This window comes from Saccharicrinis aurantiacus (genome assembly GCF_947489045.1).
In the GTDB taxonomy this organism is placed as follows: domain Bacteria; phylum Bacteroidota; class Bacteroidia; order Bacteroidales; family Marinilabiliaceae; genus Saccharicrinis; species Saccharicrinis aurantiacus.
This window is the reverse complement of record NZ_CANLCN010000012.1, coordinates 124,226-139,124: the sequence shown is the minus strand read 5'-3', so window position 1 is coordinate 139,124 and position 14,899 is coordinate 124,226. Positions and strand designations below refer to the sequence as shown.

The following is a 14,899-nucleotide window of genomic DNA, read 5'->3' as shown; positions in this document are numbered from 1 at the left end:
CACACACATCAATACATAGCATATTTTTTATGAGATATATCATCTCTTAATTATCTTCGGTATAGAATTTAAAAACAAGCCAAATAAAATCTTTAACATGCTAGCCACCTTCCATTTACCATTAACCCGATATGTATTATTGGCTTATATTTACAACAGAACAAAAGGCATAACCAGCGAGCGACCCACCAAGGGGCTTCAGTAAAAATACCAATTCGCCCCCACCCTTCATCCTCAGTTTTCTGTACGAAAACTTTAATACTACAACAATAGCGTCCTAAATGTTTTAAGAAATTGCACACTTATTACTGTTTATTAAAATGTTGTCAAAATTAATTTTTTATGGGTATGTATTTAAGCGTCTCGTAGGCTGGCCTCTTTACAAATAGGTTTCGTTTTAGCTGAAGCTATAGTAAGTTTGGGAAGTTGAGAGCTTTGCTCGAAAATCGCCCAAACGCACTTAAGCTTTAGATAAATAAGAACCTATTTGGAAAGCAGCCTTGATTTTCTTTGCTTACTTTCTTTCATCAAGGAAAGAAAAGTAAGTCGGGCCTACCTGCCGGTAGGCAGGTTTGGGTTGAAAACCCAATACATAATATTATTTAGGACAACATTGATACTACAACTAAAATAATTTAGTAGCTAGTGCTGCTTGCCCAAAGTGGGCATAGCATATTTGAAACAAAATACAGCTTGCCCAAAGTGGGCATAGCATATTTGAAACAAAATACAGCTTGCCCAAAGTGGGCATAGCATATTTGAAACAAAATACGGCTTGCCCAAAGTGGGCAAAGCATATTTGAAACAAAATACAGCTTGCCCAAGGTGGGCAAAGCATATTTGAAACAAAATACAGCTTGCCCAAAGTGGGCAAAGCGTATTTGAAACAAAATACGGCTTGCCCAAGGTGGGCAAAGCATATTATAAATAAATACAATATGATTACACAAGCAAATACAACAAGTGGTTATATATACCGAGAATCTATAAGTTTAAATGCACTACCGAATGATAGATTTATTAGTCTGATTAAAAACACCACCAACGTGGTAAACACAGTAAATTTGCCACCAGAGCATGTGGCCCACATCAGTTTAAACCCCATTAACAACAACCTTGCTATTTTAGATCAGATATTGAGCAATGAGAAAATAGAGCTTGACAGAAGTGAAGTGGACAGTGCCCGCGATGCTGATTTTGTATACATACGAACCATGCTGCAGGCCAATGCCATTAGCCGTGATGAAGCCATTAGCACGGCAGCAAAGAGCCTACTAACGGTATTCAGTAGTTTTAATATTAATTTAGATTCATTGGCTTTGGATAGCCAAACCGAAGAACTGGATAGGGTTATGGCGGTATGGACTCGCGATGAAAATAAACCGCACTTTGAAACGCTTGCCTTAACAGCAGATTTGGATAAACTAATAGCCTCAATTAAGCGCTACAAAGATTTTAACCAAACCAGGGGGAATAATACCAACAAACAAACGCCCAAGGTAAGAGAAATACGACGCTACCTACAAAAGCAACTGGTAATGTGGCTCGATATACTTGAAGGCATGGCTAACTTAAACGATGATGCTGCTTGCCTCCAATGCCTTACCGAGGCCAATGTTTTTATTAATACACAAAGCGCTTACCTAAAAACTAAGGCTACCCGAAAAGCAGACACTGAAGTTGATGCTTAGCTTATACCAAAAACATCATCAAATATTACATTTGGTATTATTTGATTGATGAAAATGTAAAAGGGTGATTGTTGAATCACCCTTTTTTGTTGGATTAAAGTGTATTATGCGTATTGATATGATAGAAGCAACGTTGGCATATGAAACGTAAGTGATTTAAAAACACTTAACTATCTTGTTTGCACTTAGCCAAAGCTTTTGTTTTGGTTATAAATTTAATCTTTTTACTAGCCAAAGCAAAAGCTTTGGCGGGGCTTATAAAATGCACATAAGTTACGTAAAGCACTGAGCCACTTATGTTTTATTATGCATTGTTAGTGTGTGTTATTTATTAATTCAAATTTCTGACCAGACCATTTAACTTGATAAATAATTCCATCTTGAGATTCATCTCTATATTCAATTATTAATCCATGTCTAGGTACAACAGGGTATGAAAGAGCATCTATCGGGTCTTTATAAAATTTATCGTAATATGGTTTAATCTCTTTCCTATTAGGTAACAAATCATTCCTATAATACCATTTAGCAGAGTCTTTATTGTATTCAATAATCATATTAAGTCCACCACAAGATGTACCTCGCCCTGAGGAATTACTTGAAACAGCAATCAAATCTCTTTCATTTAATCTGTCCTTAAACAATGCGATTGAAAAATCAAATGACCCTTTATAATCAACATACCCATTTTTAAGGTCTTTTAAAATGATTCGACTGTTCCGTTCTTCCTGATTTATTTCTTTTATGCGCTCACAATCAAAGAGTTTACTTGGCAGTAATAAATAATAATCTTGGATGTCTTTATTTGGCTTATTTGCGATAGGCACTTGCCAATCCATTAGACCATTGTCTTTGAATTCCCTGTACTGGGAAAATGAATGCATATTAAAACACACAAATAGTAGACTTAAAATAAATTTCATATTCGATTGCCGGTTTTTATAATACACACTAACTAGCTTATATATTCACCATATATTCGTATATCATACTACCGTATGTAATATATACTCACCTATGGTGTTAATATTAGCTTATAAGTGGTGTTTATTTTAGCCCCTGAAACTAGCAAAAATTCTAATCTATTTTGTTTTTTCAACTCTATTTGTACTCAAATTAAATAAGCTCGCTTTTGGGTATAAAACTTTATTGTTTCAGGAGGTTTTTAAATAGTAGTGCCCCTTAGCATTGAGGTATAGTGTTGTAGCTAGTATTTAGCTTTCGGTTAGTTTTTATTGCGCCTTAAAAAAAAGTACATCTCACTCAGATATTCGCAAAGAAAAAACGCAAATAACGCAAAGGCTCAACAGTAGCAGAGTATACTAAGCGTTATTTGCGCAAAACTGTAGTTTTATACAGCCCCTTAATGCCTTCTCACTTCAGCCTATGGGCTAAAAACAATCCTACATATAGAAATCAGACAATATATCGCGTCCGTTTTTATCGTAATCCCATAGGTATTCGCCTGTGGCATCCACACATTTCTGACTCACATGGTGCGGCAGCAACGAAACCAAAGGATAACCTTTTTTATTTTTATACATGGCCATATGCTCTAACCACATGGCCTCGGTAATACCAGCAGTATCGTTACCCCCAATATGATCGAGATTAATACCTCTGCCAGGCGATGATTTTAAGGATACCTCGTAGTGCATTTTGGTGCGCGATTGCCAATCGTATTTATCGTTAATCCAAATATCGTTGGTACGAATTACATCGGCATGCTTGGTAAAGAAAATATCAGGCACATGAAACTCCATTTCTATATTTTTATCAATGCACTTGGCTGCCCTATAGAGTTCTTTATGTATGGGTAACATATCGGCTTTGGTATTGTACGACATATCAATTTTAAACTTCATCACCCCCATTTTATAATAACGATGAATCACCTCTGAGGCATACTCAAAAATATCGGCTTGCGGATTTAACCAACGCTCTGCTTTGGGCGATGATGGTTTGGTTGAACGCCAATCGCCCAGCATATCAGGATAACGCTGTGCATAGGTACTGGCATGGTGTATTTTTGGGAAAGCAATCCACAAACCCGGTGTAAAACCTTTGTTATTGATCATGTCCATGGTTTTCTGAAAGTCGGGAAAAGTCTTTTTATCAGGCACCCACGATCCAAAACCCGATTCTATAGTCCCATCCGGAAACAGACCCCAACCATGGTCTAGGGTCATCTTCCCCTTGGGATAACCATAGGCTATAATCTTATCCAAGTAATCTTTAACAAACTCGTGCGTTAATAATTTAAAATGCCCCTTACGTACTTTCGATTGCTGCTTTTGCTCCACCCAAGTGCAATATTCCACATCGCCCCAAAACTTAGGGTTGCTTTTATAGGGCTGAAAGTTAAGGCGTGTCATCATTTTGGTATTGTAATCTTTCCAAGCTTCATCACCTTTACCGCTCTCATCAATATAAAGCTCCTGCCCTTCTGGCACTTGTATGCTTAGTGTTTCAACACCATCAAAACTAAAGGTAGAATTCTGATAGGCATAACTTGTCATAAACCCCACAAACTTGCCATCGGCATCCATTATAATGGGTGAACCCGATATACCCCCGCAATTAATGGTAAACGGATTGTGATTAAAGGCCTCGCTACGAAAGAAATTATAACCTGTGCCCTTTTCTTCTGGGGTACTCTGGCTATTGTAGGGCACCAATAAAGGGGCTTTAACTTTTATGCGTACCGTTTCTATTTTACGCGTTCCCTTTACTGTAGATCCCGAAGCATAACCATCTTCTGATTGCTCTATTTTTGATTTTGGTGCTGTGGTACATGCTACCGCACCCGCTGCAAGACCAAGGCCTGCTGTTTTTAAAAAATTTCGTCTGTTGCTCATATTGTAAAGTTTTGTCGTTCATTTGATTTACTGTTCAGCCCTAAGCGTCTCGTCATTCCACGTTATTGCGTCATCGCGAGGAACGACGCGATCTTAAGGCTAATTCATAATGCATCTTGCCTTGAGATTGCTTCCTGCGTCGCAATGACGAGGCGGCTACTAATTATAAGTGATAAATGTTAAATGATAAACGAGAAGCAAAACGTTTATCATTTATAACTTAACACTTATAACTAATCAAGATGACGCAATAACGTATCGAATATTCTCTTAGTAATCGCCCTAAGCGCCTCGTCATTCCGAGCCGCCAACCAATAAAAATTAGCCATAATGAGTTGATGACAGGGATCAAGCCACTTGTTAATAGATGTTAATGATAATTTCATAAAGCACTATTAAACAGGTAAATATAATTTTCTGTCATTGGTAGGAACGAAGGAATCTCAAGGGAACATTCTTAATGCAATCATATTTGAAATAAAAATTGCCCTAATTATTCATTACTGATAAGCTGTGAGTTTTCAATTTGTACTCTAGCGTAATAATCAAGTTTATTGAATCAAAAAGCCCTCCCAATATAAAAATCAGGAGGGCCATATCAATTAAGGGTAACTATTCTTACCTTATTTTAGATTTACAATTTACTTGGCACCTTGAGATTGCTTCCTGCGTCGCAAAGACGAGGCGGCTACTAATTATAAGTGATAAATGTTAAATGATAAACGAGAAGCAAAGCGTTTATCATTTATAACTTAACACTTATAACTAATCAAGATGACGCAATAACGCAGCCAATATTCCCTTAGCAATCACCCTAAGCGTTTCGTCATTCCGAGCCGCCAACCAATAAAAATTAGCCATAATGAGTTGATGACAGGGATCAAGCCACTTGTTAATAGATGTTAATGATAATTTCATAAAGCACTATTAAACAGGTAAATATAATTTTCTGTCATTGGTAGGAACGAAGGAATCTCAAGGCGATTCACTCTTACAATTCTTACTTAGTAAAAGAAGTAATTATTAAAGTCCATTCCTTTATAGTTTTATCATCGGCAGCGGTAACTTTGTACTGCATATCGTTACCCGAAAAATTTTGCATGCTACCCAAATTAGGAGCTGAACCAATGGGAGCAATTTTAGCAGCTGTTGATAAATCGGCATAGCCCACAAGTTCTTCTAAGCTTACCATATCCCTAATTTCAGTTGGGAAATCATCTGTAGGCTCATCGCCTGTATCCGAGGCATCGGGCACGGTAATATCGCAACTAATTGTATACGCAATGGTATCAATTGTATAGGCTGTATTCAGTTTCTGAACAAACAAACGGTCGTTACCATTGTTATCGCCCATCCATCTATACTCAAAATTAAAGGCGGTTATATCTGCCTCATCAAAATACGCTATATCATCCAGTCCCATTTTTAGGCATGATGAAAATAGAATAAGCAAGAGTGCGGCACTTATATATTTTAAAGTTTTCATTTGCATTAAATTTTATTGTTTGTAACTATCAATTATTACCAAAGAGGATTCTGATCGTATTTATCATTTAATATACGCTCACCTTCGGGCACAGGGAATAAATAACGGCGCTCAGAGAATCGTTTTTTATGTACGTTGGCATTAATAAACACCGGTTTAATTTCGTAGTTAGTACCATCTTCGTTAATCTCAAAGAACTTATACTCTTTATCGTTTAGTTCTGAAATTACGCTTTCACCTTCGAATTTACCCCAACGTAGTAAAGACCAATATCTGTCGTTCTCAAAAAACAACTCTACCCTACGTTCTCTTTTATAAGCTTCCCAAATTTCAGTTTCGTCGCTTGATACTAATGGAGGTAGTTTACCATGCTCTACACGCGTTTTATTAATATATTCTACTGCTTTAGGAAAATCCTTTTTCAACAACATCGCTTCAGCATAATTTAGGTACGACCGTCCTAAACGGGCAATATTTTGATGGTAATCGGTATAAACTTTCGCCTTGAATCCTTCAACATCATAAATCCCTTTGCGAACAAAATATCCGGTACGAGTAGATAAGTTGGTTCCCTTTTGACTTGAGCTTGGGTGCATATTACCCTCTAAACGCATTGTAATTGTATTGGAAAACAATTGGGTAGAATCACGAACAACTGAAGCCTCAAAACGAGCATCGCGTGGCACATTATAAATGGCTTCAGAAAGGAATCCTCCATTGGTTTCCCAATTTTGATAATACGAAGTTTCGTTCCATTTTTTTGCCATTCCATCCGCATCAACTACTAAGTAATCTTCAACTAAATCGTGCGTAGGCCAACATTTTGTCCATCCTAAAAAGGATTCTTTTAATTTAGGTTCCCCGGTTGTTTTAGCCACTTCCATGTTAGGTACTAATCCTTGCATAGGCGTTAAAACACAATAGGTAGCATCAATATGACGAAAACGCGTTAGTATTAATTCTGATGAATTTTGAGCTACCTCATAATTGTTAAAGATGCCTGCATAATCCGCATCCAATGCATAGCTTAAGGCAAACAAACTCTCACTTGCCGCTTTTGATATATCAATATACTCCTCTTTACCACTTTCAACATAAGCAGCTCCTTGTAAGGCAATTTCGGCAAGCATCGCATAGGCAGCTCCCTGTGTTAATTCTCCCTTAGCAGCTTCGGCGGCAATGGGTAGGTCGGGTGCAGCTTCCTGAAGGTCCTTTATAATAAAATCGTAGGTTTCTTTAATGGTAGCTGAGCGAGACATTTTTAAATCGTCTTCCTCGGTTAAAACTCTATCAACTATAACATACTTACCAAACATACGTGCCTTGGTGTAGTATATTAGGGCGCGTAACATTTTACCCTGAGCAATTAACTTAGGCTTACTTACGGCTTCAATCCCCTCAGAGGCTGCCACGTTTTCAATCACTAAGTTACAATCGCGTATTACTTCGAATGAGTTTTCTTTAATTGGATTTTTTAAGGATAAGGGTGCTCCTCCATACCAATAGTATGAATTATTGGTTGCCCATCCGGCATCGTAAAACTTATCGATATTATCCAATGCTACATTATGTGCCTTTTGAGTTAATACATTATCTGAAAAATCCTCGTTACCAACACCCGCCATTTTTTCATCAGGATCAGAAGTGTTTACCAACAGTTCAGGAATAACCGATTGATAAATATTATATACAAAACCTTGTGCTAAGTTAGCGTCATTCCATATATCATCCTCTGTGTATTTATCCAGAGGCTTTGTGTTTAATAAATCATCGCTACATGAGAATGTAAAAATCCCGATGGCAACAATCATTATATTTAAAAGTATTTTCTTCATTTCTCTTTGTTTTAGAATCCTACATTAATACCAACTGAGTAAGTGCGTTGCACGGGATAACCGTAACTTTGTGTTCCTGTGTTTTCAGACAAACTTTGCTCCGGATCGAAATACTCTTTAACAGGAGACCAAGTAAGCAAGTTGGTACCATTTACAAATACTCGGCATGAAGCCAACCAATTTACATTAGTTAATACTGTTTTTTTAAGATCGTATCCGATTTGCAGATTTTTAAGACGGAAGTATTTCGCATTCTTTAAATAAAAATCGGATGGGTTCTCGCCAACGGTATTATTTCCTCCATTGGGATTATTGGTTTGCGAAACACGAGGGAATAATGCATTTGGGTTATCTGGAGTCCAATAATCTAACTGATATTCGTAAGTACGACGCTTGGCTTCAACAATCATAAAATTATCAAAGGCTACGTATCTATCGCCAGCACCTTGGAATAATCCGTTCATAAACCACCCTTTATACCCTAAATTAAAGTCGATACCATAATTAGAACGTGGCATACTTGGTGAGCCAATTAATCGTTTATCTTGCTCATCAATTTTACCATCGCCATTGGTGTCTTCGTAAATCATATCACCACCTTGTGTTGACGTAGATCCTAGTAAACGAGGATTGTTTAAAATGTCATCCGACGTTTGCGTTAAACCATTGGTTTGATATACGGCCTCGTCGCCCCAATAATCGGTTCTGTTAACCTCAGTTAAATAAGGATTCATTGCGGTAGCCTCATCCTCATCATCTTTTTGCTCCCATAACTGATTAAAATAAGCATAATTAACACCTACCTCATACTTAAAAGCGCCGGCATTTCCTTTGTATCGTAAGGATAATTCAAACCCTGCTCTACGCTGTGCTGAATTCGACTTAATTTGTGGCAACTCTTTACCTAGAGGTTGGGTATACACGTTTTTAGGACTTTGCAAGAAACCTGTGGTTCGGTAATAAAAATATTCGGCAGTACCACTTAACTTATTACCCAATGTTGAAAAATCTAAACCATAGTTTAACGATGTTCTTTCGTACCAAGTTAGTTCAGCAGGATTCACCAAATTACCTTCAGAGTAGCCGTTAACTAATGTGTTATCGATATTATAAGCACTTGATTCTAGGTTATAAACCGGAATGTACCCAAAACGATTTACCCCTTCGGTTACTCCTGTTACACCATACGACGCACGTAACTTTAAAGAGTTGATGATATTCTTATCATCTAGGTTATCCATCCAACCTTCTTCTGAAATATTCCAAGCTACAGAAGCTGCCGGGAAAAAGCCCCATCGTTGGTCTTCGGCAAAATTATCGTTCCCATCGTAACGTCCACTGAACTCAGCAATATACTTGTAGTTATAATCGTATTTAGCTCTAATTACATAACCCGCATTGGCTCCTTCAGTTTCATTACCTGTATTATCTCGTCCATCTAAAGGACCTGCGAATAGCTGATCAACGGCGCTCGATAAGTAATTTCTTCGTGAAGCTTCCATTGTTTCGCCACCACTGGTGGTTTGGTTGTAAACAAAAGTTCCTTCGATACCATGCTTACCAAAAGTGCGCGAGTAGTTTACGCTAGACTCAACATACATACGCTTTTTGTAATAAGCACTTTGTGCCAACTCGGGCGGAGGTTGTACCATTAATGATCCATCAGGCATATATAATGGTGTGTTTACTGACCATTTTTTCTCCCAGCCATCACCATCTCTATAATTACCCATAACGCCAACTTTTAAACCTTTAACCCACGGTAAAGACCAATTGGCAAATGCCTGAACATTTATGAATTTATCGCGCGTTCTGTTGTAACCAGACTCAGGACTAATAATGGCTAAAGGATGATCGCCATTACCTCCACCAGCAAGCGTTCCATCAAGGTTATAAGCCCTATACATTGGGTTGGTATTCTGATTTATAGCACGCCAAATAGAATACATTCCGGCCGATGGCTCTTCGTAGTTTTCGATGCTGGCGTTAATATTTACACCAACCTCTAAGCCAATTTCATCAAAGTTGGTAGTCATGTTACTACGCACATTAAAACGATCGTAGTTTACCACATCCTCTTTTAAAATACCTCCTTGATCAATGTATCCTAAGGAAACGAAGTAATTGGTTCTTTTGTCGCCTCCTGTTAAAGATAAATTATGGCGTTGCTGAGGTGCAAAATTCTTAAGCGTCATTTCTGGCCAATTATTATCAGGATAAGTATCTAAATCTTTATGATTTTTAATAATATCCAATTCTTCCTCGGTATAAACCGCATTGGCACCATCGCCATCGTAATAAGCTGCTTGGTTTTGCAACATGGCATACTTATACGAATTCATCATATCAGGTAATATGGTTGGCTCGCTCCATTGGTGGTTGTACGAATAATTTACGTTGATTTTTCCTTCTTCACCTCTTTTGGTAGTTACCAAAACAATACCGTTACCTGCACGAGATCCGAATACGGCTGTTGCCGATGCATCTTTTAAGAAAGAGATACTTTCGATATCATCAGAGTTGATGGCATTAAAATCTTGCTCCTCGGTAATTACTCCATCAATAACATATAATGGCTTACCGCCACCACGTATGGAGATTGAAGGCGTACTACCTGGTCCACCTCCATTGTTTTGCACTACTAAACCGGGCACTTGTCCTTGTAGGGACTCACCTGCATTCATGAATGGTGTATTTTCTAACTGCTCAGCTTTCATGGTTGAAATAGCACCTACCGCTTTACGCTTAGTAGTAGTACCATAACCAATGGCAACAACCTCATCTAACCCAATGGCATCACTTTTTAAGGTGATATTCATGGTAGTCTGATTACCCACGGCCGCTTCTTGTGTTGCCATTCCAACAAAAGAAAATACCAATACATCAGATGACTTTACGTTGGATAAGGTATAAACACCATCCATATTAGTAATGGTACCACTAGTACTGCCTTTAATTGCAACAGCGGCCCCAGGAACCGTCATCCCTGTTTCATCTATAACTTTACCAGTAATGGTTTTAGTTTCTTCCTGGATGTTTTGGCTAAAAATTAAAACATTTTTGTCTTCGATACGGTAATTCACCTGCTCTCCCTCCAATGCCTTATTAAGCACTTCATCAACAGTGGCGTCCTTCATTTTAATGGTATGGCGCTTGTTGGTATTTAAATCGTCGGTTTTAAAAAAGAAACCAAAATCACTAGAATTTTCAATTTCTCTGAATACCTGAATAATAGACGCATCCTCAACATCGATATTGAGTCGAGCATTCTGACTGTAAGAACTTGCTGAAGCCATTACAGTAAATGTCATCATCAGAAACAAGGATAGTTTCATAACACGAATAGTTTTTTTAGACAAGAGTTGCAACATACCCTTGCCGTGTAAGTTTTGTTTCATAAATTTGTGATGTAAACGTTAAACAATAGACTCCGGCTGCCACCGGATTCAAAAATTTTTCTTTACAAAGTGCGCCGCTCCAACGGTGCACTTTTTGTTTAAAACAGGCTTAAATTTCAATCACCTCCAAGTGATATTAATTACCTATAGCCATAATAATTACTTCTTCTTTTCCTTCTGCCGTAGTTTCTATTTTAAAATTAATATTTGATGTTTTCTTAAATATTTCTAGTACTTGTTTTACTGTGGTTGGTCGTTTTAGCATACAGCTATATTTGGTTTTTGCCAAAGCTTTATCGGCAATATGTATATCTACATCGTACCACTTTTCTAACTCTCTACAAATAGTACCCAAAGTCTTATCTATGAAAGCAAACTTGCCCTCCTTCCATGCAGTAACGGCATCAATGTCTGCCTCTTTAATCCACATTTTGTTTTTCGCTTTGTGGTAAAAAGCAATTTGTCCGGGTACAATGGCTTGCATAGCTTGTCCATTCACATCAAATAAATCAATACTTCCTTCAAGCAATGTAGTTTTAACCAAACTATTCAGGCCATAAGCAGATACGTTAAACTGAGTACCCAAATCTTCGATAGTGACACCTCCAGCATTCACTATAAATGCTCTATCAGGATTGTGTATTACATTAAAAAAAGCTTCACCATCGAGATTGGCTGTTACTTCTTTGTTGCTTTCATATACTTCTATTTTAGAATCGGAGTTTAACCAAATACTAGTGCCATCAGCCAAAGTAAATTCTGTTACACCGCCTTTTTGAGATTGATAAGTATAATTAGGTGCCTTATTAAAAAGCCCAATGGAATATTGAAAGAGAATACTAATACCAATGGCCAAAACAAAAACTGCAGCATATTTTACAAAGACTTGTAAATTAAGTTTTCTGGTGCCATGTGTAGCAGACCAGAATTTATTAAATGCTTCTTGCTTATGCTTTTTACTAGTATGCTTTGTTTGAATGTTGCTTAAAGTCCATAATGCTTGTGCATCAATAAACTCTTCTTTGGCCTCTTCATTATTTTGCAATTCAGTAAAAAACGCCTTACGCTCTTCATGATTTGCCTTGCGGGATAATATTTTAAAATAATCGTTCAATTCACTTTCCTTTTGTGGTTACCTATACTAAACACGCAAGTATGTGAACACCCTATAAAAAAAAGCAATAAATGTTAATTTTACATTACAACAATCACATAAGATGCACCTAAACAACTACTTATAACTAATATTTTTTATAAATGAAAAAGTATTAGGCATACTCCCTTAAGCAATACATATCTTTTTTTTTATTGAAATGTACATGCAAGGCTTAAGTAAGAGGATAGAATGTGCTTGAAATAAATAATGTAATTGGTTCAATATCTAGGTCTAATACCAAAAACATCATCAAATGATTGGTATAATAAGCATTTTAGAGATAATTAATTGGCCATTTTATATTTTGGCTCGATAAGGAAACTGGTGCAAAACTCACAAAACTTTAAGTAAACAAGTTTAGCAACTTATATAAGTCGAACAAAAGAATTTCCCTTTAATTAACCCGATATACCTAAATACGTAAAAAGATCAGTGATAGTTTCTAACTCAGTATACTTATTACTTAAACCACCCAAGTCTTCAACATGCTCATGAATCCATGTTGTATGAAAAGGAATATGAATGGCGTCACAGCCTAATTCTAAGGGTGGTATTATATCCGATTTTAGAGAATTCCCAATCATTAAAAATTCATTGGCCTCAATGTCTAAGTGCGCCAGCAATTTATTGTAGTTGGCTTTCTTTTTATCGCTCATCACTTCAACATGATGAAAATATTTTTCGAGTCCTGAACGCATTAACTTACGTTCCTGATCGAGTAAATCACCTTTGGTAGCAACTATTAACTTATATCCATTAGCACTTAGTTTCTGTAAAACTTGCTCAACATTAGGCAATAACTCAACGGGTTTATCTAAGAACTCCTTACCCAAGGTTAGCATCTTTTCAAGGTGAACGCCTTTTAGCTTTCCATTACTTATTTTATGTGCTGTTTCAATCATAGAAAGCATAAAACCCTTAATGCCATAGCCGTATAAATTTAGGTTGGCAATTTCTATTTCAAATAAACGGTTTATTGCTTGCTCATCGGGTAGATATTCTGCCATTAACTTGGCAAAATCTGCCTCTATCTCACGAAAGTAAGTTTCGTTAATCCACAAGGTATCGTCAGCATCAAAACCTATAACTTTATATTGCTTTTTCATTTATTTAAATAGCTTCATATTAAGAAAAGCATAAGCACAATATTAATGCTTAGCTACACTAAATCTGTAAATAGTTTTTGAATTAAAGTTTTCGCCTGGTTGCAAAATCGTATTAGGAAACTGAGGCTGATTAGGACTATCAGCATAATGCTGTGTTTCTAAACAAACTCCCTCTCTCTTATTAAGCGGCTTGCCAAACTTACCTATATCTGAACCATTCATAAAATTACCAGTATATAGCTGAATGCCTGGTTCTGTTGTATAAACATCCATTACTCTGCCTGAAGTAGGATCGTGCAAAGTTGCAGCGTGCGATAATAATTCCTCATCTTTATTTAGCACAAAGTTTATATCATAACCATTACCCAGTTTCAACTGTTCAAAATCATCGTTTATGCGAGCACCAAGAGGCAATGATGATTTAAAATTGTAAGGTGTACCTTCAACATTATCCAATTCTCCTGTAGGTATCTGTGTACTATCGAGTGGAGTATAATAATCGGCATTAATATACAAGTGATGATCAAGTATGGTTCCGCTAGCCTCACCTCCTAGGTTAAAGAAGGCATGATTGGATAAGTTAATTGGCGTAGCTTTATCGGTACTTGCTTTATAAGCTATTATTAATTCATTATCGTCACTTAGACTGAATGATACATAAAGCTGCAAATTTCCGGGGTAACCTTGTTCACCATCAACCGATAAATATGAAAATACCACTTCAGTGGTGCTTACTTTAGCAACATCCCAAACTTTCTTAAATAAACCTTCACTCCCACCATGTATGCTATTCACACCGTTATTTATGGGTAATTGGTATTGTACAGAATCTAGTATAAACTGACCTTTGGCAATTCTATTGGCATAACGCCCTACTGTATTTCCATAATAAGGGCCATTTGCCTCTAAATAAGCACCACCTGTTGCAAAGCCAGTATTTACATCATCAAACTTACCATTCTTATCGGGCATCCAAATTGAAACAATACGTGCTCCAAAATTAGTAAGCTGTATGGTGCTGCCTTTAGAGTTTTTAAGAGTGAATAGTTCTATACTTTTTCCATCTAGTTCTGTTTTAAAATCAGCCTCTCTAAGAATCTTATAGCTATCATTTTCACATCCTAATAAGGCAATAAGCGCAGCTAATAGTAAAATTGTTTTCATTCTAATACTTATTTTATGATCAATTATAATTAATGGAAAAACAAATAACACAATCTCAAATATCATTTTTATATGGATAAGCAACCCTATACCATTCATTCAATTAGATAAGGTGTTGTTTACTGTTAAAAACCAAATAGCAATATTACTGATTTTTTTTCTGTGATAAAACCTAACATAATTATTAGCGAATATGTTGTGAAAA

General features: G+C 36.7%; 9 protein-coding genes. 1 reads left to right on the top strand and 8 read right to left on the bottom strand.

Annotation, left to right across the window (positions count from 1 at the left end; translation table 11 throughout):
- Positions 1-938: 938 nt before the first annotated feature.
- Positions 939-1,691 carry a DUF6261 family protein gene (locus QMO11_RS14520; protein ID WP_282037952.1) on the top strand — a complete coding sequence of 251 codons (753 nt, stop codon included), beginning with the start codon at positions 939-941 and terminating at the stop codon, positions 1,689-1,691.
- A gap of 314 nt (positions 1,692-2,005) precedes the next feature.
- Here the strand turns inward: QMO11_RS14520 and QMO11_RS14515 are convergent, their stop codons facing one another.
- The 8 genes from QMO11_RS14515 to QMO11_RS14480 form a co-directional block, all read right to left on the bottom strand.
- A complete protein-coding gene (locus QMO11_RS14515) occupies positions 2,006-2,530 on the bottom strand; it encodes a hypothetical protein (protein WP_282037951.1) in 525 nt (174 codons plus the stop codon).
- Between the two features lie 564 nt (positions 2,531-3,094).
- The gene (locus QMO11_RS14510; RefSeq protein ID WP_282037950.1) at positions 3,095-4,549 is read right to left on the bottom strand and encodes a twin-arginine translocation signal domain-containing protein; all 1,455 of its coding nucleotides are present in this window, start codon (positions 4,547-4,549) and stop codon (positions 3,095-3,097) included.
- A 1,000-nt stretch (positions 4,550-5,549) separates the two neighbouring features.
- Positions 5,550-6,035, bottom strand: coding sequence for a DUF5018-related domain-containing protein (locus QMO11_RS14505; RefSeq protein WP_282037949.1), 486 nt, complete (start codon positions 6,033-6,035; stop codon positions 5,550-5,552).
- Positions 6,036-6,070: 35 nt separating this feature from the next.
- Positions 6,071-7,870, bottom strand: a complete 1,800-nt coding sequence (locus tag QMO11_RS14500) for a RagB/SusD family nutrient uptake outer membrane protein (RefSeq protein ID WP_282037948.1) — start codon at positions 7,868-7,870, stop codon at positions 6,071-6,073.
- A gap of 11 nt (positions 7,871-7,881) precedes the next feature.
- A complete protein-coding gene (locus QMO11_RS14495; protein WP_282037947.1) occupies positions 7,882-11,268 on the bottom strand; it encodes a TonB-dependent receptor in 3,387 nt (1,128 codons plus the stop codon).
- Positions 11,269-11,404: 136 nt separating this feature from the next.
- Positions 11,405-12,382, bottom strand: coding sequence for a FecR family protein (locus QMO11_RS14490; protein WP_282037946.1), 978 nt, complete (start codon positions 12,380-12,382; stop codon positions 11,405-11,407).
- A gap of 440 nt (positions 12,383-12,822) precedes the next feature.
- Positions 12,823-13,530: an HAD family hydrolase gene (locus QMO11_RS14485; protein WP_282037945.1), complete on the bottom strand. Its 708-nt coding sequence runs from the start codon at positions 13,528-13,530 to the stop codon at positions 12,823-12,825.
- Between the two features lie 42 nt (positions 13,531-13,572).
- Positions 13,573-14,694 carry an aldose epimerase family protein gene (locus QMO11_RS14480; protein WP_282037944.1) on the bottom strand — a complete coding sequence of 374 codons (1,122 nt, stop codon included), beginning with the start codon at positions 14,692-14,694 and terminating at the stop codon, positions 13,573-13,575.
- Between the last annotated feature and the right edge of the window lie 205 nt (positions 14,695-14,899).